19 protein-coding genes and 1 pseudogene are annotated in these 22,256 nt (G+C 74.3%); 5 read left to right on the top strand and 15 right to left on the bottom strand.

Going from position 1 to position 22,256, the window contains the following annotated elements; all coding sequences use genetic code 11:
• Nucleotides 1-65: 65 nt before the first annotated feature.
• Together OOK41_RS16500 and OOK41_RS16495 are read left to right on the top strand one after the other, a co-directional pair.
• A complete protein-coding gene (locus OOK41_RS16500) occupies nt 66-893 on the top strand; it encodes an amidohydrolase (RefSeq protein ID WP_117671889.1) in 828 nt (275 codons plus the stop codon).
• Between the two features lie 40 nt (nt 894-933).
• Entirely contained in the window at nt 934-1,863 is a 930-nt protein-coding gene (locus OOK41_RS16495; RefSeq protein WP_266265837.1) for a diacylglycerol kinase family protein, read from the top strand.
• Nucleotides 1,864-2,021: 158 nt separating this feature from the next.
• Here the strand turns inward: OOK41_RS16495 and OOK41_RS16490 are convergent, their stop codons facing one another.
• On the bottom strand, nt 2,022-2,588 hold the full coding sequence (locus tag OOK41_RS16490; protein WP_117671893.1) for a snapalysin family zinc-dependent metalloprotease: 567 nt from the start codon (nt 2,586-2,588) through the stop codon (nt 2,022-2,024).
• A gap of 135 nt (nt 2,589-2,723) precedes the next feature.
• Between OOK41_RS16490 and OOK41_RS16485 the strand changes: the two genes are divergently transcribed.
• Nucleotides 2,724-4,079, top strand: a complete 1,356-nt coding sequence (locus tag OOK41_RS16485; protein WP_266265836.1) for a glycosyl hydrolase family 18 protein — start codon at nt 2,724-2,726, stop codon at nt 4,077-4,079.
• A 61-nt stretch (nt 4,080-4,140) separates the two neighbouring features.
• On the opposite strand, the gene OOK41_RS16480 is transcribed toward OOK41_RS16485, so the two are convergent.
• Together OOK41_RS16480 and OOK41_RS16475 are read right to left on the bottom strand one after the other, a co-directional pair.
• Nucleotides 4,141-5,784 (bottom strand): amidase, encoded by a 1,644-nt coding sequence (locus tag OOK41_RS16480; RefSeq protein ID WP_266265834.1) that lies wholly within the window; start codon nt 5,782-5,784, stop codon nt 4,141-4,143.
• A complete protein-coding gene (locus tag OOK41_RS16475; protein ID WP_266265832.1) occupies nt 5,784-6,086 on the bottom strand; it encodes a hypothetical protein in 303 nt (100 codons plus the stop codon). The genes OOK41_RS16480 and OOK41_RS16475 overlap by 1 nt, the downstream gene beginning before the upstream one ends.
• A gap of 381 nt (nt 6,087-6,467) precedes the next feature.
• Here OOK41_RS16475 and OOK41_RS16470 point away from each other — a divergent pair, with 381 nt between their 5' ends.
• Nucleotides 6,468-7,466, top strand: coding sequence for a DUF1996 domain-containing protein (locus OOK41_RS16470; protein ID WP_266265830.1), 999 nt, complete (start codon nt 6,468-6,470; stop codon nt 7,464-7,466).
• Between the two features lie 262 nt (nt 7,467-7,728).
• On the opposite strand, the gene OOK41_RS16465 is transcribed toward OOK41_RS16470, so the two are convergent.
• The 4 genes from OOK41_RS16465 to araB all read right to left on the bottom strand — a co-directional run bounded on the left by OOK41_RS16465 (nt 7,729) and on the right by araB (nt 12,163).
• The gene (locus OOK41_RS16465) at nt 7,729-8,484 is read right to left on the bottom strand and encodes a dienelactone hydrolase family protein (protein WP_266265828.1); all 756 of its coding nucleotides are present in this window, start codon (nt 8,482-8,484) and stop codon (nt 7,729-7,731) included.
• Nucleotides 8,485-8,571: 87 nt separating this feature from the next.
• Nucleotides 8,572-9,504, bottom strand: coding sequence for an ion transporter (locus OOK41_RS16460; protein WP_266265827.1), 933 nt, complete (start codon nt 9,502-9,504; stop codon nt 8,572-8,574).
• A 139-nt stretch (nt 9,505-9,643) separates the two neighbouring features.
• Nucleotides 9,644-10,279: an RICIN domain-containing protein gene (locus OOK41_RS16455; RefSeq protein ID WP_266265825.1), complete on the bottom strand. Its 636-nt coding sequence runs from the start codon at nt 10,277-10,279 to the stop codon at nt 9,644-9,646.
• Between the two features lie 216 nt (nt 10,280-10,495).
• Nucleotides 10,496-12,163, bottom strand: a complete 1,668-nt coding sequence (araB, locus tag OOK41_RS16450; RefSeq protein WP_266265823.1) for a ribulokinase — start codon at nt 12,161-12,163, stop codon at nt 10,496-10,498.
• Nucleotides 12,164-12,544: 381 nt separating this feature from the next.
• On the opposite strand from araB, the gene OOK41_RS16445 reads away from it, so the two are divergent.
• Nucleotides 12,545-13,558, top strand: a complete 1,014-nt coding sequence (locus tag OOK41_RS16445; protein ID WP_117671909.1) for a LacI family DNA-binding transcriptional regulator — start codon at nt 12,545-12,547, stop codon at nt 13,556-13,558.
• Between the two features lie 231 nt (nt 13,559-13,789).
• Here OOK41_RS16445 and OOK41_RS16440 read toward each other — a convergent pair whose 3' ends face one another.
• The 8 genes and pseudogenes from OOK41_RS16440 to OOK41_RS16405 form a co-directional block, all read right to left on the bottom strand.
• Nucleotides 13,790-14,929: a DUF3103 family protein gene (locus OOK41_RS16440; protein WP_266265821.1), complete on the bottom strand. Its 1,140-nt coding sequence runs from the start codon at nt 14,927-14,929 to the stop codon at nt 13,790-13,792.
• Nucleotides 14,930-15,079: 150 nt separating this feature from the next.
• Complete coding sequence (locus tag OOK41_RS16435) at nt 15,080-16,114, bottom strand: ABC transporter ATP-binding protein (RefSeq protein WP_266265819.1); 1,035 nt, start codon at nt 16,112-16,114, stop codon at nt 15,080-15,082.
• A complete protein-coding gene (locus tag OOK41_RS16430) occupies nt 16,111-17,151 on the bottom strand; it encodes an ABC transporter ATP-binding protein (protein ID WP_266265817.1) in 1,041 nt (346 codons plus the stop codon). Before OOK41_RS16430 ends, OOK41_RS16435 begins: the two co-directional genes overlap by 4 nt.
• Nucleotides 17,148-18,029, bottom strand: a complete 882-nt coding sequence (locus OOK41_RS16425; protein WP_266265815.1) for an ABC transporter permease — start codon at nt 18,027-18,029, stop codon at nt 17,148-17,150. The genes OOK41_RS16430 and OOK41_RS16425 overlap by 4 nt, the downstream gene beginning before the upstream one ends.
• Nucleotides 18,026-18,970: an ABC transporter permease gene (locus OOK41_RS16420; RefSeq protein WP_117671917.1), complete on the bottom strand. Its 945-nt coding sequence runs from the start codon at nt 18,968-18,970 to the stop codon at nt 18,026-18,028. Before OOK41_RS16420 ends, OOK41_RS16425 begins: the two co-directional genes overlap by 4 nt.
• 17 nt (nt 18,971-18,987) lie before the next feature.
• A complete protein-coding gene (locus tag OOK41_RS16415) occupies nt 18,988-20,529 on the bottom strand; it encodes an ABC transporter substrate-binding protein (RefSeq protein WP_266265814.1) in 1,542 nt (513 codons plus the stop codon).
• Nucleotides 20,530-20,698: 169 nt separating this feature from the next.
• Nucleotides 20,699-21,523: pseudogene (locus OOK41_RS16410) on the bottom strand (sulfite exporter TauE/SafE family protein); the annotation flags it as partial.
• Nucleotides 21,520-22,128, bottom strand: a complete 609-nt coding sequence (locus OOK41_RS16405) for a rhodanese-like domain-containing protein (protein WP_266265812.1) — start codon at nt 22,126-22,128, stop codon at nt 21,520-21,522. The pseudogene OOK41_RS16410 and the gene OOK41_RS16405, both read right to left, overlap by 4 nt.
• Nucleotides 22,129-22,256 lie beyond the last annotated feature (128 nt).

The following is a 22,256-nucleotide window of genomic DNA, read 5'->3' as shown; positions in this document are numbered from 1 at the left end:
ACAAGAACCTAAAGGAGGGGTCCTCCCACGTCAATGGGCCGGCCGGAATCGGTTAGGGTCCGGCCATGCCACGCGCCGACGCACACCTGCACCTGTTCGCCGACGGTTACCCGGGCCGCTACGGACGGTCCCCGGCCGGGGGCGACGAATTCGCCGTCTACCAGACGTTGCGCCGCGAACACGGCATCGACCGGGCGCTCGTGGTCGGCTACGAGGGTGAACCTGGGTTCGCCGGCAACAACGCCCACCTCGCGCGGCTCGCGGCCGAGCACGACTGGATCGCGCCGCTGGCGTACCTGCCGGCCACCGGCACGGACCGCAACGGCCTGGACCGGCTGCGGACGGCGGGCTTCGTGGGCGTCGCCGCGTACCTGCCGGACCCGGCCTCGGCCGACGCGTTCGCCGACTGGGCCGCCGGTGACGCCGGCCCGCTCAACGCCGCCGCGACGGTGGTCAGCCTCAACGCCGGGCCCGAGGCGATCGGCCGGCTCGGCCCGGCGCTGGCCGCCCTCGACGGGTGCGTGGTGCTGTTCAGCCACCTCGGCCTGCCCGGCCGGCAGCCGGCGGCGCCCACCCCGGCGGCGGCCGGGGCCCGGCTCGCCCCGCTGACCGAGCTGGCCGCGCTGCCCCACGTCGGGGTCAAGGTCTCCGGCCTGTACGCCGTCAGCGACCCCGCCCACGACCACCCGCACGCCGCCGCCCGGCCGTTCGTCGACCTGCTGCTCGACCGGTTCGGCACGCGGCGGCTGTACTGGGGCTCGGACTTCTCCCCCAGCCTGGACCACGTGTCCTTCGCGCAGACCCTGCACCCGGTCGGGCTCGACCAGCTCTCCGCCGCCGAGGCCGCCGACGTCTTCGGCGGCAACCTCCGCCGCGCCCTGGACCGCCGCTGACCGGACGGCTGCGGGGCCGACGGAGATAGGGTCGGCACCCATGCGGACGAAGCAGGAGCTGGGCGCGGCCATCCGGCGACAGCGACGGGCGGCGCTGGTGGTCAACGCCCGCTCGCGCCGGGGCCACCGGTTCTACGAACACGCCCGGACCCGGCTGACGGAGGCCGGTTTCACCCTGCTCGGCTGCTATCCGGCCGACCGGCCCGGCGAGCTGGAGCGCAGCCTGGACGACGCCCTCGCCCTCGGGCCGGACCTGCTCGTCGCGGGCGGGGGCGACGGCACGCAGAGCGCCGCCGCCCGCCTGCTCGCCCACCGCGACGTCGCGCTGGGCCTGCTGCCGCTGGGAACCACCAACAACTTCGCCCGCACCCTCGGCCTCCCGCTCGACCTCGACGCCGCCGTGGCCGTCCTGGCCGAGGGCAAGGTGATCGACGTCGACCTGGGGCTGGCCGGGGACGTGCCGTTCGCCAACCACGTCGGCGTGGGGCTGTCGGCCGACATCATGCTGCGCACGCCACCCGCGCTCAAGCGGGTCACCGGGCGGTTGGCGTACCCGGCCACCGCGCTGGCGCTGCTCGCCCGGCACCGGGCGCTGCGGGCCACCGTCCGCGCCGGGGGCGGCACCCACGAGTTCCACACCCACCAGCTCTACGTGGCCAACGGCGGCTTCCACGCCGGCCGGCCGATCACCGCCGACACCGACGCCGACGACCGGCTGCTGGTGGCGTACCCGGTCGGCGGGCCGACCCGGCGCGGGCTGCTGCGCGACACGGCCCGCAACGCCGCCACCGGCCACCGGCGCACCCTCGCCGAGACGCCGTTCCTCGCCGTGGGCGAACTCTGGCTGGAGACCGACCGACCGGCGCGCGTCGAGGTCGACGGCGAGCTGTGCGGGCAGACCCCGATCCGGATCGGCCTGGCCGCCAACGCGCTACGGGTGATGGCCCCCACCGACACCAACGACCGGTAACCCACCCCACCCCAGCGCGGTGATCAAGAGGGTTGCGTCAGGTCTGCGCCCCGAGTCCGACGTAAACCTCTCGATCACCGCGCAAGGTGCGGCCCGGCCGGGGTCGGCGGACACGCCGACCCCGGCCGGGCCGTGGGAGCGGGCAGGCCGCCCGGGCGTCAGCCCTGGGCGCCGACCGTCGCGGGGGCCGGCCAGCTACCGGTGAAGACCCCGGCGCCCGTGGCGGTGCGGGCGGCGAAGCCGAAGTACGAGTCGACCGCGGCGGCCTCGGCGGTGCTCGGGTACGGGTTGGTGCAGGAGGTGCCGGCGCTGCCGCCGGACATCAGGATGGCGCAGTTGCCGTTGTAGTTGTCCGGCAGGCCGAGGATGTGCCCGATCTCGTGGGTCATGATCCGCAGCGGGCTGTACTGCTGGGCCTGGTAGTAGTCGATGACCACGCGGCCGTTGCCGAGGCTCGTGCGCTGGGCGTACGAGCCGCCGCCGTAGGTGTAGTAGATCATCAGGTTCGAGCCGCACTGGGCCATGTTGATGTTGTTGGTGTAGTTGTTCCAGATCGTGGCGGCCTGGTTGGCGTAGCTGGCGAAGGGGCCGGCCTGACTGGTGTTGTAGCAGACGTTGCGGACGGCGGCGGATGCCGGCGCTGCCTGCACGGCGGTGAGGCCGAGCGCCGCCGTCGCGGCGGCGGCGAGGGTGGCGATGATCCGGGACACCTTGGACAGACGCATGGGTCACGCTCCACTGGGTGACGGGGTGAGCGGGGACCGGGCCAGCCTATTCATCGACATAGATCGATTGCAACGCCTCTTTTTATTTAACAATCTTTACTGATACGCTCCCGGCCATCGACGGGAGGAGATGTCATGAAACTTCGACGCGGGGCCACTGCCCTGCTGGCGGGGACGGCGCTGGTCGTCGCCACCGGGGGCCTCACCGCCACGGGCGGTCTCGCGGCGGTGGCCACCGGCCCGGCGACGGCCGCCGCCGTGGCCTGCTCCGCCCCGGGGTGGGCCGAGGGCACCAGCTATCCGGCCGGCACCCAGGTCAGCTACGCCGGCCGGCTCTACCAGGCCCTCGTGACGCACACCCCGCCGGCCGGCGCGGGTTGGAACCCCGCGGCCACGCCCTCACTGTGGAAGGACCTCGGGGCCTGCGACGGCACCCCCTCCCCCCCGCCCACCGCGACCTCGTCGCCCTCCCCCACCGCCTCGCCGACCGTGCCGCCGACGCCGACGCCGACCACGACGCCCCCGCCGGGCACCGAGACCTGCGCGCTCAAGCCGAGGCCGGCCGGCAAGGTGCTCCAGGGCTACTGGGAGAACTGGGACGGCGCGGCCAACGGCGTGCACCCGCCGCTGGGCTGGATCCCGATCACCGACTCCCGGATCACCGCCCACGGGTACAACGTGGTCACCGCCGCGTTCCCGGTGATCCGCTCCGACGGCACCGTGCTGTGGGAGGACGGCATGGACGCCACCGTGAAGGTGCCCACCCCGGCGGAGATGTGCCGGGCCAAGGCGGCCGGCCTCACCGTCCTGCTGTCCATCGGAGGCGCCACCGCCGGCATCGACCTCAACTCGGCGACCGTCGCCGACCGGTTCGTCGCCACCGTCGTGCCGATCCTCAAGCGGTACAACTTCGACGGCATCGACATCGACATCGAGACCGGCCTGACCGGCAGCGGCGACATCAACCGGCTCTCGGCGTCGCAGGCCAACCTGGTCCGCATCATCGACGGCGTGCTCGCCCAGATGCCCGCCGGCTTCGGCCTCACCATGGCGCCGGAGACCGCGTACGTCACCGGCGGCAGCGTCACCTACGGCTCGATCTGGGGCGCGTACCTGCCGATCGTCAAGAAGTACGCCGACAACGGCCGGCTGTGGTGGCTGAACATGCAGTACTACAACGGCAGCATGTACGGCTGCCACGGCGACTCGTACGCCGCCGGCACCGTGCAGGGCTTCACGGTCCAGACCGACTGCCTCAACACCGGCCTGGTCGTGCAGGGCACCACGATCCGGGTCCCGTACGACAAGCAGGTCCCCGGCCTGCCCGCCCAGCCCGGCGCCGGCGGCGGCCACCTCGCGCCGTCGGCGGTGGCGCAGGCGTGGAACACCTACGGCGGCGGCCTCAAGGGACTGATGACCTGGTCCCTGAACTGGGACGGGTCGAAGGGCTGGACGTTCGGCGACAACGTCCGGGCCCTCCAGTCCCGCTGACGCGCCCCCTAGGTGTCCGGCCCGGCGCGGGCCAGGCCGGACACCTAGGCCGGGGTGCGCGTCACTGGGACAGCTCGGCGACCTCCTCGGCGGTGAGCCGCAGGCCGGCGGGCGCCGCGCCGCGCGCCGCCGCCGGGGCGGGCACCGGGTCCGGTGGCCGGCGCCAGTGCCAGTCGGTGACCGCCTGGTACGCGGCCACGACCGACAGCAGCCGGTCCTCGCCGTACGGCAGGCCGCCGAGGACGGTGCCGATCGGCACACCCCTGGTGGTGAACCCGATCGGGAAGGCGATCTCCGGCAGGCCGAGGATGTCGAACGGCACCGGACTGGTCTGCACCACCACGTCGCAGGCCTCGAAGAGCTGGTCCAGGACGCGTTCGAGCAGCAGCAGCTTGGCCCGCTGGCCGGTGATGAACTCGTTGCCGCCCAGCAGCGCCCCCTGCAACCAGCCGGTCACCGACACCCCGAAGCCGCGCAGGTCGGTGCGCAGGTACGGCATGAACGGCTCGCTGCGCTCCGGCAGCCGGACGTTGTTGAACGCGCCGCCGGTGAGCAGCTCCCAGTCGTCGGGCAGCGGCACGTCGACCACCGTGGCGCCGGGGATCGCGGCGAGCTTCGCCAGGTACGCCTGCCGGGCCGCCGTGGTCTCCGAGGTGCCGGCGGTGAAGCCGGGCAGCACGCCGATGCGGGTCTTCCAGCGCAGCTTCAGCCGGCCGCCCTGGTACGCCGGGGTGGCCGCGTCGATCAGGTTCGGCACCTCGGGCAGGCCCTGCGTGCGCGGGTCGGCCGGGTCCTCGCCGGCCATCGCGGTGAGCATGATGGCCGCGTCCTTGGCGTCGCGGGCCAGCGGGCCGGGGTGGTCGCGGGTGTAGCTGAGCGGGATGATGCCGTGCAGCGAGACCCGGCCCATCGTCGGCTTGAGGCCGGTGAGGTTCTGCGCGTTGGACGGCGCGGTGATCGAGCCGCCGGTCTGGGTGCCGGTGCCGGCGACGGCGAGTCGCCCGGCGACGGCCGTGGCGGTGCCGGTGGACGAGCCGCCCGGATCGGTGCGGATGTCGGCCGGGGTCCACGCGTTGACCGTGGTGACCACCCCGTTCGGGGTGGTGGCCCGGGTGGTGGCCAGCGGCCCCATCTGGGTCTTGCCGAGCACGATCGCCCCGCCGGCCAGCAGCTTCGCCACCGCCGTGGCGTCGAACGGCGGCCGGAAGTCGGCGAACAGGTAGGAGTTGGCGGTGGTGGGCACCCCGGCGGTGTAGTAGTTGTCCTTCACAGCCAGCGGGATGCCGTGCAGCGCGCCCCGCCGCGGCTTCTTCGCCAGGGCGGTGGCCGCCTCGACCGCCGCCTCGGCGAGCACCAGGTTGAACGCCTGGTACGTGCCCTCATGGGTCGAGACGCGGGCCAGGTACGCCTCGACCAGCTTGGCCGGGGTCAGCTTGCCGGCGCGGATCAGCCAGGCCGCCTCGGCGACGGTGAGCTCGGTCGGGTCGGCCACCGCCTCCGGGCGGGGCTCGACGTAGGCGCGGGGCACGTCCAGCGCCGGGTTCCACCTCGCCGCCGGCAGGCGGGGTGTTCGGGCCGGGCCGGCCGCCGACGCCACGGCGGGCAGCGCGACCGCGCCGCCGACGGCCGAGGCGGCGGCCAGGGCGGCGGTGCGGGCCAGGAAGGCGCGGCGGTCGACGCCGCGGTCGACGGGGGCTGCGCTCATCACTTCCGCCATTCCGTGCTGACCGAGGGGTAGAGCATCGGCGCGGGCTGCTGGGACAGGGCCTGCGCGACGGCGGGGTCGGCGGTGCCGGCCGGCGCGGGCAGCCGGTACGCGGCGAGGGCGCCCACCGTGCCGCGCACGAAGGAGCGCAGGGAGGCCAGCACGGAGTCGCGGCCCGGCGAGCCGGTCTCCGGGTCGGCGGTGGTGCCGGGCGGAAGCTGGTCGAGGTCGATGCCGAGGGACGCGAGCCGGGCGCGGATGAAGACGTTCAGCTCGGCGTCGGTCGGTGGGGTGGGTGCCAAGGGGTGCTCCTCCTGGGTCGGAGACGATGCGCCCACTGTCGGGCTGCCACGTATCACTGGCGTAACGAGTTGATCTCGGCGCGGTGAAGCAACGCAGGTCAATGCCCTCCTGACCGGTGAAGGTACGGCCCCGACCACCCCCTTCGGACACCCTTGAGGACCGACGGGGCGGCGGGGCCGGCCGTCGGGGCAGGGTCGGGCGGCCGGCCGGCGTCCGGGCTCACCTGTCCTCAGTGGAGCGGGATCCCACCGTCACACAGATTGACAATTGTCGTTCACTTCGGTTCTCCTGAGAGGTGAGAGCGCTCTCACCCCCCATCCGTCCCGTTGACGGCCCGGCGATCCCGGGCCGGTGCCCGGTGCGCCGGGCGAGGAGGAAGCATGCGGTTCACCCGAGGGCGCGGCGGCGCCGATCCGACCGGACACCCGTACCTGCGCCGGGCCGGCGCGCTGGCCGTCGCCCTGCTGACCCTGGTGGCCAGCGGGGTGCTGGCCGGCCGCGACGCCGTTGACGCGCAGGCGGCGCCCGGCGGCCACGCCGACCACGCGTACGTGCTCAGCCCGGAGCAGGAGCGGGCCGCCCTGGAGCTCCAGCTCGCCCCGGTGCGCGGCTCGGAGTTCCGGGCCGACTGCCCGAGCAAGGGACGCGCCAACGACGACCCGATCGTCCGGCCGGGCCAGCCGGGCGCCTCGCACATGCACGAGTTCTTCGGCAACACCTCGACGAACGCGTACTCCACCCTCACCTCGCTGCGGGCCGGCGGAACGACCTGCAACCCGGTGGCCGACAGGTCCGCGTACTGGGTGCCGACGCTCTACCAGAACGGCACGGCGGTCGCGCCGCAGAGCGTCCGGATCTACTACCAGGGGCTCACCGACCGGGCGAACGTCCGGCCGTACCCCCAGGGCCTGCGGATCGTGGTCGGCAACGCCCTCGCGACCAGCCCCGACCAGAACCCGGCGGCCCGGTGGAACTGCGTCGGTATCCCCCAGGCCAGCCGCGACCTACCGGTCTGCCCGGCCGGCTCCAAGCTGGAGACGTACCTCGACTTCCCGACCTGCTGGGACGGGAGGAACCTGGACAGCGCCGACCACAAGAGCCACATGGCGTTCGGCCTGGGCGGCGTCGGCGGCACCTGCCCGGCCAGCCACCCGGTGCCCGTGCCCCGGCTGGAGTTCCTCATCACGTACGACGTGCGCGGGACCGGGCTCACGCTGGGCGGCACCCGCGACGGGGCCAACGTCACCACGGCCCCCGGCTACACCTTCCACGGCGACTTCTTCAACGCCTGGGACGAGCAGGCCCTGGCCGACCGGGTGCAGCAGTGCGTCGTCGACGGCTACATCTGCGGCAACGACGGCAAGCCCATCCAGCAGTGACCCGGCACGGCGGCGCGCGCCGACCGCGAGGCCGACGCGCACCGCCGTGTCATCCGTCAAGCGGGGACTCCCCACCGGGTCCCGCCGCCGTCGGTGTCGGCGCCCCGGGCCCCGCCCCGTGATCGGCACCGGATCGACGACAACGGGGCATCCCGATCGACCCGGACCGCGATGTCACTGACCTGAAGTCGATCAAGGCGGACGGGGCGGGCAGCCGGACGGGGGCGGGGAAGCGGGCGGGGCGACTGAGCCCCGGTCGCGCTCAGCCGCGGAAGGTGCGGTCCAGCAGGTCGAACAGGGCGACCCAGTGCCGCTCGGCGGCCCGCTCGTCGTAGGCGGCGGTGTCGGCCATGGTGAACCCGTGGGTGGCGCCGGTGTACCGCTCGGACCGGTACCGGACCCCCGCCGCGTCGAGCGCCGCCTCCAGCGTCGCGATCTGCTCGGGCGTCATGGACTGGTCCTGGTCGGCGTGGGCGAAGTACAGCTCGCCGGTCACGGAGCCGACGCCCCGGTGGGGGCTGTCCGGCGCGTCGGTGACGACCCGGCCGGCGTGGAAGCTGGCCATCGCCGCGATCCGGCCGGGATGCGCCTCGATGGCGCGCAGGGCGTTCGTACCGCCCATGCAGTAGCCGGTGACGACCACCGGGCCGGGCGCCACGTCGTCCCGGGCGGCCAGGAAGTCCAGGTACGCCGCCGCGTCCCCGGCCACCACCTCCGGGGTCAGCGCGGCGATGAGCGGCATGATCCGCGCGAAGGCCCGGCCGCGCTCCTGCGGGTCGGCCAGGCGGGAGAGGTCGAACAGCGGGGCCCGGCCGGCCCGGTGGAACAGGTTGGGCACCAGCACGACGTGCCCCCGGGAGGCGATCCGCTCGGCCATCTCGACGAGCCGGGGCCGCAGGCCGAACGCGTCCATGAAGAACAGCACGGCCGGGAACGGGCCGTCGCCGTCCGGCCGGACCAGGACCGCGTCGGCGACCCCGCCGCCCACCGGCACGTCCACCGTCGTCGTGCGCGCCACGTCATCCTCCGTCGGGTCGCCGTCAGCCCGCACCCTATCCGTCCGGGCGTCGGCCCCCGCGCCGGCCCATCGCCTCCGGCGGTCCGGTCACCCCGGGTCGCGGCGCGGGCGCGGCGGGTCGTCCCGGTCGATGCGCAGCTCCCGCTCCAACTCGGCGATGACGGCCCACAGGTCGTCCAGCCGCTGGGTGAGCGCGATCCGGTCCACCTCGTCGGGCACCCCGTCGCCGTCCTCGTCGTGGCCGGGCGCGAGCCGCTCGGTCATCTCCAGCCGGCGGGCCTCCTCCATCGAGTTGACGATGACCGCGATCAGGATGTTGAGCAGCAGGTTCACGGTGATGATGACGTAGCTGACGTAGTAGACCAGGGTCCACGGGGACAGGGCCATGCCCTGCTCGACGAGGTCCGGCAGCGTCTCCAGGGACAGCAGCACGAACAGGGTCAGCAGCGACCGCCCGATGTCGCCGTACTGCTCCGGCTGGGCCCTGCCGAAGATGAGCCAGCCGGCCATCCCGTACACGTAGAGGGTCACCCCGGCCAGCGCGAGGAAGCCGGCAACGCCTGGCAGGCTGCGCAACAGCGCCGCGACGATGGTGCGCAGCCCGGGCGAGAACCGCACCAGCCGCAGCATCCGGGCGACCCGCACGACGCGCAGCAGCGCGGAGTCGCCGTGCAGGCCGGGCAGGAAGATCGCGGCCGTCACGACGAAGTCGAAGACGTTCCAGCCGTGCCGGAAGAAGTCCTGCGGCCGGCGACCGTAGGCCAGCACCCGGACGGCGATCTCGGCGACGAAGGCGGCCCGGAAGACCCACTCCAACCATTGCAGCACCGGCCGCGCCGGCCCCAGGTCGCGGTACGTCTCGACGCCGAGCACCACCCCGTTGGCCATGATGAGCACGACGATGGCGACCTCGAAGAGCCGCGACCGGACGACCCGTAGGCACCACCCGGCCAGCCCTGGCGGCCCGGCCCGGCGCCCCGGTCGATCCTCGGTCGACGCCGGCCAGGGTACGTCGAGCATGGCCCCACCCTACCGAGGGCACCGACCGGCGACGCCGCGCCGGGACGGGCGTGCAAGCCGCGTCGAGCGATGACCGCCACCGACGGGTCAGGCCCCGCCACGAGCGCGGAGCCTGACCCACCGCAGCAGTACCGTGGGATCAGCCCCAGGTTCCGGCGTACGCCAGCCGCCAGTGCTGGTTGGTCCCACCCCAGCAGTCGCCCTGCACGACCCGGGCGCCGTGGGCGGTGCTGGCGTTCGCCACGTCCAGGCACTTGTCACTGTGCCGCGCCCGGATCTCGTAGAAGCCGTTGGAGAGCAGGACTAAACGCCAGTGCTGGTTCGTCCCGCCCCAGCAGTTGCCCTGCACGACCGGCGTGCCGTGGGCGGTGCTGGCGTTCGCCACGTCCAGGCACTTGTCGCTGTGCTGCGCCCGGATCTCGTAGTAGCCGTTCCCGACCGCGATCCACCGCCAGTGCTGGTTCGTCCCGCCCCAGCAGTTGCCCTGCACGACCGGCGTGCCGTGGGCGATGCTGGCGTTCGCCACGTCCAGACACTTGTCGCTGTGCCGCGCCCGGAACTCGTAGAAGTCGATCGCCTGGGTTCCCAGTGTCGAACTCCCCCGAGCCTGCGGCGTGCCGGCACCGGCCTGGGCTGCTCCGGCGCCGAGCAGCAGCAGGCCGCTGGCCAGGAACACACCGAGCAGCGACTCCAGCGCGACACGCAGGGTCCCCCGGCGATCGCGTGACCTGCCGGGCAGGCTTTCCGACTGTGTCTTCCCGCTTGCTTCGATCACTACAGCTCCTCACCTGTTGTGGTAATCGGACGGTGACCAGGTCGATCCAGCATCGCGGGGGCAGGTGCTGTCCGGTGGTTTCCCGGACAGCACCGGGCAGAGTCGACTCATCGCAGCGCCCCGGCCGGGAGCGTCGGCCGCGCGATCCGCGCGGTGGGCCGCGTCGCCTCGGCGCGCAGCTCCGGGCTCATGCCATCCCCCCGAGGGGACCGCCGCCTACCCGGCCGGGTCGTGGTCGGCCGCCCGCCGGGCGGCGTTGCGGATGGCGCGCAGGCGCAACAACACGTCGTCGCCGCCCCGGCCGAAGTGGTCGTGCAGCCGCCGGTACTCGGCGTACAGCGCGTCGTAGGCGCGGGCCCGACCGGGGTCGGGCCGGTACACGTCGCGGTCGGCCCGGCCCATCGCCGCCGAGGCGGCCGGCACGTCGGGGTACGCGCCCGCGGCGACCGCCGCGTGGATCGCCGAGCCCAGTGCCGGGCCCTGCGCGGAGCCGATGATGCCCAGCGGGCGGTTCGTGACGTCGGCGTAGATCTGCATCAGCAGGGTGTTGGCGGTGAGCCCTCCGGCCGCGATCAGCTCGTCGACCGGCACGCCCGCCTCGGCGTACGCCTCGATGATCATGCGGGTGCCGTACGCGGTGGACTCCAGCAGGGCACGGTAGACGTCCGGCGGCCGGGTGGCCAGGGTGAGCCCGACGATCAGCCCGCTGAGGTCGTGGTTGACCAGCGGGGAGCGGTTGCCGTTCCACCAGTCCAGCGCCACCAGGCCGTGCGCGCCGACGGGCTGGGCGGCGGCGGCAGCGGTCAGCGCCTCGTGTGAGGCGTAGCCGGCGGGGGCTGCGTGCGCCACGTACCAGCCGAAGATGTCGCCGACGGCGCTCTGGCCGGCCTCGTAGCCCCAGGAGCCGGCGCTGATCCCGCCGTCCACGACGCCGCACATGCCGGGCACCTCGGCCAGCTCGGTGGCGTTGACCATGTGGCAGGTGGAGGTGCCCATGATGACGACCAGCCGGCCCGGGTCGAGGGCCCGCGCGGCGGCGGCGGTGACATGGGCGTCGACGTTGCCCACCGCCACGGCGACGCCCTCGGGCAGGCCGGTCCACGCCGCGGCCCGCGCGGTCAGCCCGCCGGCCCGGGTCCCCAGCGGGGCGAGCGGACCATCGATCTTGGCGACGAAGTCGGCGAAGCCGGGGTGCAGGGCGGCCAGGTAGTCCCGGGACGGGTACCGGCCGTCCTGGTGGATGCCCTTGTAGCCGGCGGTGCACACGTTGCGGGTCTCGACGCCGCAGAGCTGCCAGACGATCCAGTCGGCGGCCTCGATCCACCGCTCGGCCCGGTGGTAGACCTCCGGGTCCTCCTCCAGCAGTTGCAGGCCCTTGGCGAACTGCCACTCGGCGGAGACCTTCCCGCCGTAGCGGCCGATCCACGGCTCGCCTCGGGCGTGGGCCAGGGCGTTGATCCGGTCCGCCTGGGGCTGGGCGGCGTGGTGCTTCCACAGCTTGACCCAGGCGTGTGGGCGGGTGCGCAACTCGGGCAGCTCGCACAGCGGGGTGCCGTCGGCGAGGGTGGGCAGCACCGTGCAGGCCGTGAAGTCGATGCCGACGCCGACGACGCGCCGCGGGTCGACGCCGCTGGCGGCCAGGGCGGCCGGGACGGCGTGCCGCAACACGTCGCGGTAGTCCTGCGGGTCCTGCAGGGCCCAGTCCGCCGGCAGCGCCCGCCCGTCGGCGGCGAGCGCCGAGTCCATCACGCCGTGCCGGTACTCGTGCACCGCCGTGCCCAGCTCGGCGCCGTCGCCGACGCGCACCACCAACGCCCGACCAGACAGCGTGCCGTAGTCGACACCGACGACGTACCGGTCCCCCGGCCCTGGGGAAACGCTCATGACATCCTCCGCCCACCCGCCCGCAGAAGCGTTAGCGCTCACATGCACCGCCGTCAAGATGCTGTCCGGCGGGATCTGCGGGCGGCGCCGTTCCGTCGCTTCACTCCTCGGCGCCCATCCCGGACGAAGGCGGGCCGCGCCGGGCGGAGCGACGCCGCCGGTCGATGTGCGCACTCACAAGGCGGCTCGTCGGGCGCCCCACGCGCGGCGCGACCTGGCCGGCGGGCCAGGTGCGGGCGGCCGAGGTTTTCGGAGATGTTTCGGCGGCCGGGCTGCGCTGGTGGCGGCTGCCGGGTGACCGGGGCGGCGCGGGTCCACCCGGGCCGGCCGCCGAAAGTTTCGGGATATGCTGCGGCCGGGCCGACCTCGTGAGGGAGATGCATGGAGCAGCAGCGGGCGACGCTGGCGGAGATTGCGCGCGCCGCCGGCGTGTCGATCCCCACCGTCTCGAAGGTGCTCAACGGCCGCCCCGACGTCGCGCCGGGCACCCGCCGGCGGGTGCAGACGCTGCTCGACGAGCGGGGCTACACCGCCCGCGGGACCAGTCGGCCGGCGGCCCGGGCCGGGCTGATCGACCTGGTGCTGCGGGACCTGGGCAGCCCGTGGGCGATGCAGATCATCGACGGGGTGGAGGAGTTCGCCTACCGCGCCGGGTTCGGCGTGGTCGTCTCCGCGGTGCACGGCCGGCACCGCAACCGCCCCGACCGCCGGTGGACCGAGCAGCTCGCCACCCGGCGCTGCGACGGCGTGCTGCTCGTGCTGTCCGACATCTCGACCAGCCAGCGCGGGCAACTCGACGAGCTGGGCATCCCGGTGGTGGTCATCGACCCGGCCGGGCAGCCCCAGGCGGACATCCCCTCCGTCGGCGCCACCAACTGGGCGGGCGGGCGCGCCGCCACCGAGCACCTGCTCGGCCTCGGACACCAGCGGATCGCCGTGATCGGCGGGCCGGCCGCCGTGCCGTGCAGCCGGGCCCGGGTCGACGGGTACCGCGCCGCCATGGACGCCGCCGGGCAACGGATCCCCGCCGGCTACGTCCGCGGCGCGGACTTCACCGCCCCGTCGGGCTATCGGGAGACGAACGCCCTGCTCGACCTGACCCGGCCGCCCACAGCGATCTTCACGTGCTCCGACGAGATGGCCTGGGGGGCGTACGAGGCCCTCTACGAGCGCGGGCTGCGGGTGCCCGACGACATGAGCGTCGTGGGCTTCGACGACCTGGACGCCGCGCGGTGGGCGGTGCCGCCGCTGACCACCGTCCGCCAGCCGCTGACCGAGATGGCGGGGATGGCGGCCCGGATGCTGCTCAACCTGATGGACGGCGAGGAGCTGGGCAGCAACCGCATCGAGCTGGCCACCCCGCTGATCGTCCGGCAGAGCACGCGCGCCCGCTGACCGCACGGCACGGCACCCTCCGGTCGCCGGCCGGGCAGCGGGCTTGCCCGACTTCGATGTATCGACCTGTCGCATGAAGGTTACGAACCCCGTACCACACCCCACCGCCGGGGCGCCCCCGTCCACCCCGGACGGGGCGCCGCACGCGTTCGGGTCGCCCACCGACGGCACTCCGGCACCGCCCACACCGGTGGGGTCGCCCGCCGCCGGGCGGCCCCACCGGGCGAGCCGTCAGAGCGGCTGCACGAAGTACGGGGAGACGTCGAGCCAACCGTTGCCGGCCGCGCCGCCCAACCGGCCGCTGCTGGCGGTGGACAGGGTGTACCAGGAGTCCACGTAGTCCGGGTCGTCGGTGTACCAGGAGGTCGGGATGGCGTCGAGAATGGCGCTCACCAGCGGCTGGTACGCCCCGCCGTCCACGATCACCAGCAGCGCGCCGACGATCGCCTGGACCAGGGCCTGGTAGTTGGTGTCACCGTCGTCCTCCATCATGACCACGTCGGCCAGGTTGTACTTGTACGCCGAGAAGTGCACCAGGAGCTGGTTCGGGTAGTAGGTCGTGCCGTCGTGGTCGAGGTAGGGCATCTGGACCAGGTCGACCTTGGGCTTGCCGTCGAGGCCGAACCCGGCCACCACGCTGTAGATCTCGGCAGCGCCCTTGATCCAGGGCTCCTTGTCGTCGTTGAGCCGTACCGCGTCGACCCGGGTGGCCCAGTAGCCGGACGCCGCCGTGGTCCGCGCGGTGGTCGCCGCCCGGGCGGCGGCGGTGTCGGTGACGCCCCGGCGGGCCAGTTCCCCGCGCATCAGCGCCAGGCCGGCGGACAGCGCCCGACCGGTGTCGACCTCCACCAGCAGCACCGGGCGGGCGGGGACCCGGGCGGCGTCCAGCAGCACCGGCCGGGCCCCCCGGTCGTAGGCGGTGACGCTGGTCAGGGCATCGTCGGTGGGGGTCGCCGCCACCAGCGGAACCGCGCCCCGGACCGCCGCGGCGCGCATGTCCGGGGTGGCCCAGCGCAGCCGCAGCAGCGACCCGGCCGTTGCCGGCAGGCCCTTGGCCGCGAGCACCCGCCGGTTCGCGGCCCGCGCCTCGCCGGGCAGCCCAGACGCGGCGAGCGGGACGGCGAGCAGGTCGGCCTGGCCGTCGGCGGTGGCGGCGAGGACCGCCCGGGTCGCCGCCGGGTCGGCGAGCGCCCCGGCGAGCCGGCGGGCCAGCCCGTCGGTGACCGAGAGGACGGCCCCGGCCGGGGCGGCGGTGGCCGCGGGGGCCCGGTGCTCGGGGCGGGCGTACGCGGGGCTGGCCACCGGGGCGGCCAGGACGGCCGCCGCGAGGCCGGCCGCAAGCGCGGTTCGGCGGAGGGTAGGAGTGTGCACGCGGGCTCCTCTGCTTGGTCCGACCGCCGGCTCGTGGCGACGGTGCAGAGAAGATATACATCCAGACTGTTGCACTTATCAATGAGCTGGATCGAGGTGCGGATCCGGGCCGGGCGGATGGCCCCGGGCGGATGGCCCCGGGCGCGGGCGTCAGCGGCCGGGACCCTCGCCCGCCGTCGGGGCCCGCATCGCCCGGACGGCCTCCCCCGCGTACCGGCAGGCGGCCCGCTGGCCGGCGGCGACCTCGACCAGCGCCGGGTCGACCTCGGCGCAGTCGGGACGGGCCTGCGGGCACCGGGTCCGGAACCGGCAGCCGCTGGGCGGGTCCGCCGGGCTCGGGACGTCACCGCTGAGGATGATCCGCCGGCGGTGCCGCTCCACCCGCGGATCGGCCACCGGGATGGCCGACAGCAGCGCGGCGGTGTACGGGTGGGCGGGCTCACCGTACAACTGCTCGGGCGTGCCGGTCTCCACGATCCGGCCCAGGTACATCACGGCGACCCGGTCGCTGAGGTGCTCGACGGCGGCCAGGTCGTGCGCGATGAACAGGTAGGTGAGGCCGAGGTCCCGCTGGAGCCCGCGGAGCAGGTTCATGATCTGCGCCTGCACGCTCAGGTCGAGCGAGGCGATCGGCTCGTCGAGGACGATCAGGTCGGGCTCGCCGGCCAGCGCGCGGGCGATGCCGACCCGCTGGCGTTGCCCGCCGGAGAGCTCGTGCGGGTGCCGGCCGGCGAGGTCGGCGCGCAGGCCGACCATCTCCAGCAGCTCGGCGACCCGACGGCGCCGGGCGGCGGCGGTGTCGGCGAGCCGGTGCACCACCAGCGGCTCGGCGACGCTGGCCCCGATGGTGCGGCGGGGGTCCAGCGACGCCTGCGGGTCCTGGAACACCATGGCCACCCGCCGGCGCAGGCCGCGCAGCCGGCGACGGGACCACCGCGTCACGTCCTGGCCGTCGACCCGGACCACGCCGGCCGTCGGGTCGACCAGGCGCAGCAGCGCCAGCCCCGTGGTCGACTTGCCGCTGCCCGACTCGCCGACCAGCCCGAGCGTCTCGCCCCGGCGGACGCGCAGCGACACCCCGTCGACGGCCCGGACGGGGGCGCCGCCGGGCACGGGGAACCACACCTTCAGGTCGGCCAGCTCGGCGACGGTCTCCCCCGGCCCGATGGCGGCGTCGGCGGTCATGCGTCCTCCCTGCCCGGGTAGAAGGTGCGCACCCGATGACCGGGGGCGACCGGGACCAGGGGCGGCAGCTCGTGCTCGCAGCGGGCGTCGCCGCGCACCGGGCAGCGGGGCCAGAACGCGCAGCCGGCGGGCAGGTCCAGCGGGCTCGGCGGCGCGCCCTGGATCGCCGGCAGCTCCCGGCCCCGGTGGGCCGGGTCGGGCCGGGCGGCCAGCAACGCCCGGGTGTACGGGTGCGACGGCGCGGCGAACACGGCGTCGACCGGGCCCTGCTCGACGATCCGTCCGCCGTACATCACGGCGACGGTGTCGGCGACCCCGGCGACCACCCCCAGGTCGTGGGTGATCCAGACGACGGCGGTGCCGAGCCGGCGGCGTAGGTCGGCGACCAGCTCGACGATCTGCGCCTGGGTGGTGACGTCGAGCGCGGTGGTCGGCTCGTCGGCGATCAGCAGGTCCGGCTCGCAGGACAGCGCCATCGCGATGACGACCCGCTGGCGCATCCCGCCGGAGAACTGGTGCGGGTACGCGTCCGCGCGCCGCCGCGGCGACGGGATGCCGACCAGGTCGAGCAGCTCCACCGCCCGCTCCCGGGCCTGGCGGCGGGTCATGCCCAGGTGTTCCTCGCACCCCTCGGACACCTGCCGGCCCACGGTCAGCACCGGGTTGAGCGAGGTCATCGGGTCCTGGAAGACGAAGCCGACGTGCCGGCCGCGCAGCCGGCGGCGGCGCGGCTCGGGCAGCACGGTCAGCTCCTCGCCGAGCAGCCGGACCCGGCCGGTGACCCGGGCCGCGCGGGGGGCCAGGCCGGTCGCGGCGAGCACGGTCATGCTCTTGCCGCTGCCGGACTCGCCGACCAGGGCGAGGGTCTGGCCGGCCCGCACCGACCAGTCGACGCCCGCGACCGCCCGGGCCGGGCCCCGGCGGGTGCCGATCGTCACCGTCAGGTCCTCGATAGCCAACACCGGTCCGGCGGGATCGCGGCGGGCCGGCGCGCCGGCGTGGCCTGGGCGGGTCGGCCGCCCGGTCCGGTCCCTCATGCCCTGCTCCTCCTCGCCTCGCCGACGGTGAGCTGACGCGGGTCCAGCACGTCGCGCAGCGCGTCGCCGACCAGGTTGAAGGCGAGCACGGTGAGGAAGATGGCGGCGCCGGGGAAGACACCGAGCCACCACGCCTCGGTGACGAACCCGCGCCCGTCGTAGAGCATCCGGCCCCACGCCGGATCCGGCGGCTGGATGCCGAGGCCGAGGAAGGACAGGGCCGCCTCGGACAGGATGGCGAAGGCCAGGGAGAGCGACGTCTGCACGATCAGCGGCGCGGCGATGTTGGGCAGCACGTGGCGGCGGACGATCCGCGCGTCGGACGCCCCGATCGACACCGCCGCCCGGACGAAGACCTGCTCCCGCACCGAGAGCACGCCCGCCCGGGTGACCCGGGCGAAGATCGGGGTGTAGACCACCCCGATCGCGACCATCGCGGTGAGCAGGCCCGGCCCCAGCACCGCGACGATCGCGACGGCGAGCAGCAGCACCGGGAACGCGAACAGCACGTCCATGCCGCGCATCAGGACGTTGTCCACCCAGCCCCGGTACCAGCCGGCCAGCAGCCCGACGGTGACCCCGACCAGCAGCGCGATACCGACGCTGACCAGGCCCACCTCCAGCGACACCCGGGCGGCGACGAGCACCCGGCTGAACACGTCGCGGCCCAGCTCGTCGGTGCCGAACGGATGGTCGGGGCTGGGCGGGCGGAGCATCCCGTCGACGTCGACGTCGTTGACCCCGGCCGGCGCCAGCCACCGGCCGGCCACCCCGACCACGAGCAGCAGGAGCAGCACGACCGTGCCGGCGACGGCCGGCGGATCGTGGCGCAGCGCGGACAGGGCACGGCGCGGCGTGCCGTCCGGGTGGCCGCTCACCGGACGCCGATCCGCGGGTCGAGGCGGGCGTAGAGGACGTCCACCAGCAGGTTCATCAGCAGGAACAGGGCGGCCACGAAGAGCACCGCGCCCTGGAGCACCGGGTAGTCGCGGGCCTGGACGGCGTCGTAGGTGAGCCTTCCGACGCCCGGCCAGGCGAACAGCACCTCGATCACGATCACCCCGCCGATCAGGCTGGCGAGCTGCACCGCCACCACGGTGACCACGGGGATCAGCGCGTTGCGCAGCACGTGCCGGACGACCACGATCCGGGAGCGCAGCCCCTTGGCCTCGGCGGTGCGCACGTAGTCCTCGGAGAGCACCTCCAGCACCGAGGAACGGATGAACCGGGTGAGGATCGAGGCGGTGACCAGCCCGACCGCCGCGGCCGGGAGCAGCACGTGCGATGCCCATCCCGCCGGATCCTCGGTCAGCGCCACGTATCCCGACGGCGGCAGCCAGCCGAGCACCCCGGCGAAGAGCAGGATGCCCATGATGCCCATCCAGAAGTCGGGCACCGACACCCCGAACTGGCTGAACACCCGGGCGGCGTGGTCGAGGACCGAGCCGCTGCGCACGGCGGAGAGCACGCCCAGCGGGAAGGCGACCAGCAGGGCGAGCAGCACGGCGGTCACCGCCAGGGACAGCGTGGCCGGCAGCCGCTCCAGCACGATGGTGGTGACGGGCTGGCCGCTGCGGAAGCTGACCCCGAGGTCGCCGGTCAACGCGTGGCCGACGTAGCCGACGTACTGCGCGACGAGCGGCCGGTCGAGGCCGGACCGCTCCCGCAGCGCGTCGTAGGTCTGCTGGTCGAAGCGGGTGCCGAGGGCGACCCGGACGGGGTCGCCCGGCACCAGTTGGAGCAGGAGGAAGACGACGAGCGTCACCCCCAGCAGGACGACGACCGACTGGAGCAGCCGGCGAAGGACGAAGCGCGCCATCCGAGGCTCCCGTCAGCTCACCGGACGAGGCCGACGTCGCGGAACCGGACGGCCCGGTCGGAGCGGACCTGGTACCCGGTCACCTGCTTCGACCAGCCCTGCACCACCTCGGGGTTGTACAGGTACAGGTAGCTGGCGTCGTCGACGATCTGCTTCGCGGCCTGGTCGTACGTGCGCTTGCGGGCCGCCGGGTCGGTCTCGGTCCGGCCGGCGTCGAGGAGTTTGTCGACGGCGGGGTTGCTGTACCCGTGGAAGTTGAACGTCGCGCCGGTGCGGTGCTGGGCGTAGTAGAACTCGTCCGGGTCGATGTTGCCGAGCCAGCCCAGCAGGAACGCGTCGAAGTTGCTCTTGCCCTGCTCGTCGAGCCACTGGGCGAAGTCGAGGGTACGGATCTTGACGGTGATCCCGACGTCCTTGAGCTGGGCGGCGATCACCTGGGCGGCGGCGACCGTCTCCGGGTACTCGTTGGTCACCATCAGGTCCATGGTCAGCCCGCGCACGCCGGCCTGCCCGAGCAGTTGCCGGGCCTGCGCCGGGTCGTGCCGGTACGGCGCGTACTCGTAGTACCAGGAGCTGCCCTCGGGGATCGCGGTCTGGTTGGGTTTCGCCAGGCCGAACTTGGCCGCCTTGGTGATCGCCTCACGGTCCAGGGCGAAGGCGATCGCCCGGCGCACGTTCAGGTCGTCGTACGGCTTGCGGCCCTGGTTGAGCGCCAGGTACCAGTAGTCGGTCGAGGACCGCGACTCGACGGTGACGCCGTCGCCCTGCTTCTTCAGCCCGGCGACCTGCTGGGGCGGGAGGTTGTCGGTCCACTGGACCTCGCCCCCGCGCAGGTTCTGCAGGGCCACCGTGGGGTCCTTGACGAAGGTGAAGGTGACCCCGTCCAGCTTGGGCCGGCCACCCCAGTACGCGTCGTTGCGGACCAGCTTGACTCTGTCGCCGGAGGTGTAGCCGGCCACCGCGAAGGGCCCGCTGCCGACCGGCTTGGTCTTCACCGCCCCGGACTCGACATTGGACTTCTCGACGATCGCGACGCCCTTGAACCCGCCGAGGTTGGCCAGCAGGTTCGGGGTGGGCTTGCGCAGCGCGACGACCACGGTGGTCGGGTCCGGCGCGGTCACCAACCTCACGGTCTCGAACTTGTACGCCTGGTTCAGCTTCTCGGAGATGATCCGGTTGTACGAGTAGACGACGTCCTGCGAGGTCAGCGGCGAGCCGTCGGAGAACCGCACCCCCTCGCGGAGGGTGAAGGTCCAGGTGAGCTGGTCGTCGCTGGTGGTCCAGCTCGTCGCCAGCGACGGGCCCATGCGCAGGTCCGCCCCCGGCTCGACCAGGGTGTCGTAGACGTTCTCCAGCACCTGGAAGCTGTAGTAGGCCGAGGTCCTGTGCGGGTCGAGCTGGTCCGGCTCCCCGCCGATGGCCGCGGCGAGCGTCCCCCCGGCGCCCCCGCCGCCCGGGTCACCGGTACCGCCGACGTCGACGCTCTCGCCGGAGCTGCACCCGGCTGCCGCGGTGAGCGCGAACGCGAGCACCGCGCCGGCCAACCTGGATCTGGTCATGGACCGGTCCCCCTCCCGTGGTGGACCGGACGGGTTCGGGGGCCCTCGGGGCGCCGCGATCCGTCCCGTCCACCCTCGACGGCTTCCCACCACCATGCCCGTTTCGGCCCGACTGCGAAACCTGGGGCGACGAAACCAGGGGGCGACGGAGCCGACGGCGCCCGGCGGTCAGGGCCACGGCGACCGCGAGGGCGGCCACCGCCACGGCGGTCCACGGCCGCGGATCGGTCCACAGCGGCCGGGGAACCTGCTGGGCGAGGACGAGCACGCCCATCACCACCACGAACCAGCCGAACGCCCGGCGCAGCAGGTCGGCGGGGAGCCGGCCGGCGAGCCGGCCACCGAGGACGCTGCCGGCGACGGCGGCGGCGGTCACCGCGGCGGCCAGGCCCCAGTCGACGGTGACGCTGGAGAGGTAGCCGGCCAGGCCGGCGAGGGACTTCATCGCGATGACGACCAGCGAGGTGCCGACGGCGACCGGCATCGGCAGGCCGCCGAGCAGCGCCAGGGCCGGCACCACCAGGAACCCGCCGCCCGCGCCGACGAGCCCGGTGACCAGGCCGACAACCGCCCCGTCGGCGAGCACCCGGGGCAGGGGCAGCGCGGGCGGCGCCGGCCGGTCCCCGGCGGTGCGCCGACCTCGGATCATCGCGACCGCGGTGGCGAGCATCATGCCGGCGAACCCGGTGAGCAGGACGCCGGCCGGGACGTACCCGGCGAGGCGGCCACCGGCGTACGCGCCGGCCATGCCGGCCAGACCGAAGACCAGGCCGGTGCGCCAGCGGACCCGGTGGGCGCGGGCGTGCGGCAGGACGCCCACGACGCTGGTCGCGCCGACGACGAGCAGCGAGGTGGCGATCGCCTCCTTCGCCGGCAGACCGGCGACGTAGACCAGCAGCGGCACGGCGAGGATCGACCCGCCCCCGCCCAGCAGCCCGAGGCTGACGCCGACGAGGACGGCCAGCCCGACGGTCAGCGCGAGGGTCGCCGTCACGGCCGCCGCCCGCCGGCCGCGCGCAGTCCCCGGGCGCCGCCGTCGGCGTCGCAGCGCGCGCCCCGGTTGTAGGGCAACCTGCCGAGCAGCAGGCCCATGGCGCAGGTGTTCGTCACGGCGGCGACGGTCAGCCCGGCGCCGACGAGGCCCGCGACCCACTTGAGCCCGGGCACGAACACCGAGGCGAGGACGCTGACCAGGACGATGGTGCCGGCGACGAGGCGGACCTGCCGCTCCAGGTCCCAGCGCGGACGGCCCTGCGCGACGGGGGCGTGCGCGGCCTGCCAGGCCAGCATGCCGCCGGCCAGGACCCTGAGGTTCCGCAGCCCTGCCCCGGCCAGGGCCCGCTCGGCCTGGGCGGCGCGGGCGGCGCGGGCGCCCGAACGACAGATCAGGACGACGTCCCCGTCGAGGTGGGCGCGCAGTTCCGCGCGGTGCTCGCGGAGCCGGTCGAGCGACACGTTCTCCGCGCCGGGGATGTGCAGGCTCTCGAACTCGCCGGGGGTCCGGACGTCCAGCAGGCGGGGCGACCGGCCGGACTCGATCAGCTCGCGCAGGGTGGCGGCGTCGACGGTGGCGGCGCCATTGTGCTCGGAAACGGTCATCTCTCCTCGTTCGGGCTGGGCCGCCGGACGGCGGCGGGCACGGGACACCCGGCCCGCGCCGGATCGGCGCGGGCCGGGTTGCCGGGTGGTTCACTGCGGACGGGTCCACACCGGGCGGATCGATGCCG

Origin of the sequence: Micromonospora sp. NBC_01655 (genome assembly GCF_026339755.1) — a bacterium.
In the GTDB taxonomy this organism is placed as follows: domain Bacteria; phylum Actinomycetota; class Actinomycetes; order Mycobacteriales; family Micromonosporaceae; genus Micromonospora.
The sequence above is the reverse complement of the archived record's forward strand: the minus strand, read 5'-3'. Positions and strand labels throughout refer to the sequence as shown.

What these genes read in the sequence shown, in the direction of transcription:
- araB (WP_266265823.1), bottom strand. Translation starts at nt 12,163, where the DNA reads ATGAGCGTTTCCCCAGGGCCGGGGGACCGGTACGTCGTCGGTGTCGAC.
- OOK41_RS16405 (WP_266265812.1), bottom strand. Translation starts at nt 22,128, where the DNA reads ATGACCGTTTCCGAGCACAATGGCGCCGCCACCGTCGACGCCGCCACC.
- OOK41_RS16430 (WP_266265817.1), bottom strand. Translation starts at nt 17,151, where the DNA reads ATGAGGGACCGGACCGGGCGGCCGACCCGCCCAGGCCACGCCGGCGCG.
- OOK41_RS16460 (WP_266265827.1), bottom strand. Translation starts at nt 9,504, where the DNA reads ATGCTCGACGTACCCTGGCCGGCGTCGACCGAGGATCGACCGGGGCGC.
- OOK41_RS16435 (WP_266265819.1), bottom strand. Translation starts at nt 16,114, where the DNA reads ATGACCGCCGACGCCGCCATCGGGCCGGGGGAGACCGTCGCCGAGCTG.
- OOK41_RS16470 (WP_266265830.1), top strand. Translation starts at nt 6,468, where the DNA reads ATGCGGTTCACCCGAGGGCGCGGCGGCGCCGATCCGACCGGACACCCG.
- OOK41_RS16415 (WP_266265814.1), bottom strand. Translation starts at nt 20,529, where the DNA reads ATGACCAGATCCAGGTTGGCCGGCGCGGTGCTCGCGTTCGCGCTCACC.
- OOK41_RS16495 (WP_266265837.1), top strand. Translation starts at nt 934, where the DNA reads ATGCGGACGAAGCAGGAGCTGGGCGCGGCCATCCGGCGACAGCGACGG.
- OOK41_RS16420 (WP_117671917.1), bottom strand. Translation starts at nt 18,970, where the DNA reads ATGGCGCGCTTCGTCCTTCGCCGGCTGCTCCAGTCGGTCGTCGTCCTG.
- OOK41_RS16490 (WP_117671893.1), bottom strand. Translation starts at nt 2,588, where the DNA reads ATGCGTCTGTCCAAGGTGTCCCGGATCATCGCCACCCTCGCCGCCGCC.
- OOK41_RS16485 (WP_266265836.1), top strand. Translation starts at nt 2,724, where the DNA reads ATGAAACTTCGACGCGGGGCCACTGCCCTGCTGGCGGGGACGGCGCTG.
- OOK41_RS16500 (WP_117671889.1), top strand. Translation starts at nt 66, where the DNA reads ATGCCACGCGCCGACGCACACCTGCACCTGTTCGCCGACGGTTACCCG.
- OOK41_RS16480 (WP_266265834.1), bottom strand. Translation starts at nt 5,784, where the DNA reads ATGAGCGCAGCCCCCGTCGACCGCGGCGTCGACCGCCGCGCCTTCCTG.
- OOK41_RS16445 (WP_117671909.1), top strand. Translation starts at nt 12,545, where the DNA reads ATGGAGCAGCAGCGGGCGACGCTGGCGGAGATTGCGCGCGCCGCCGGC.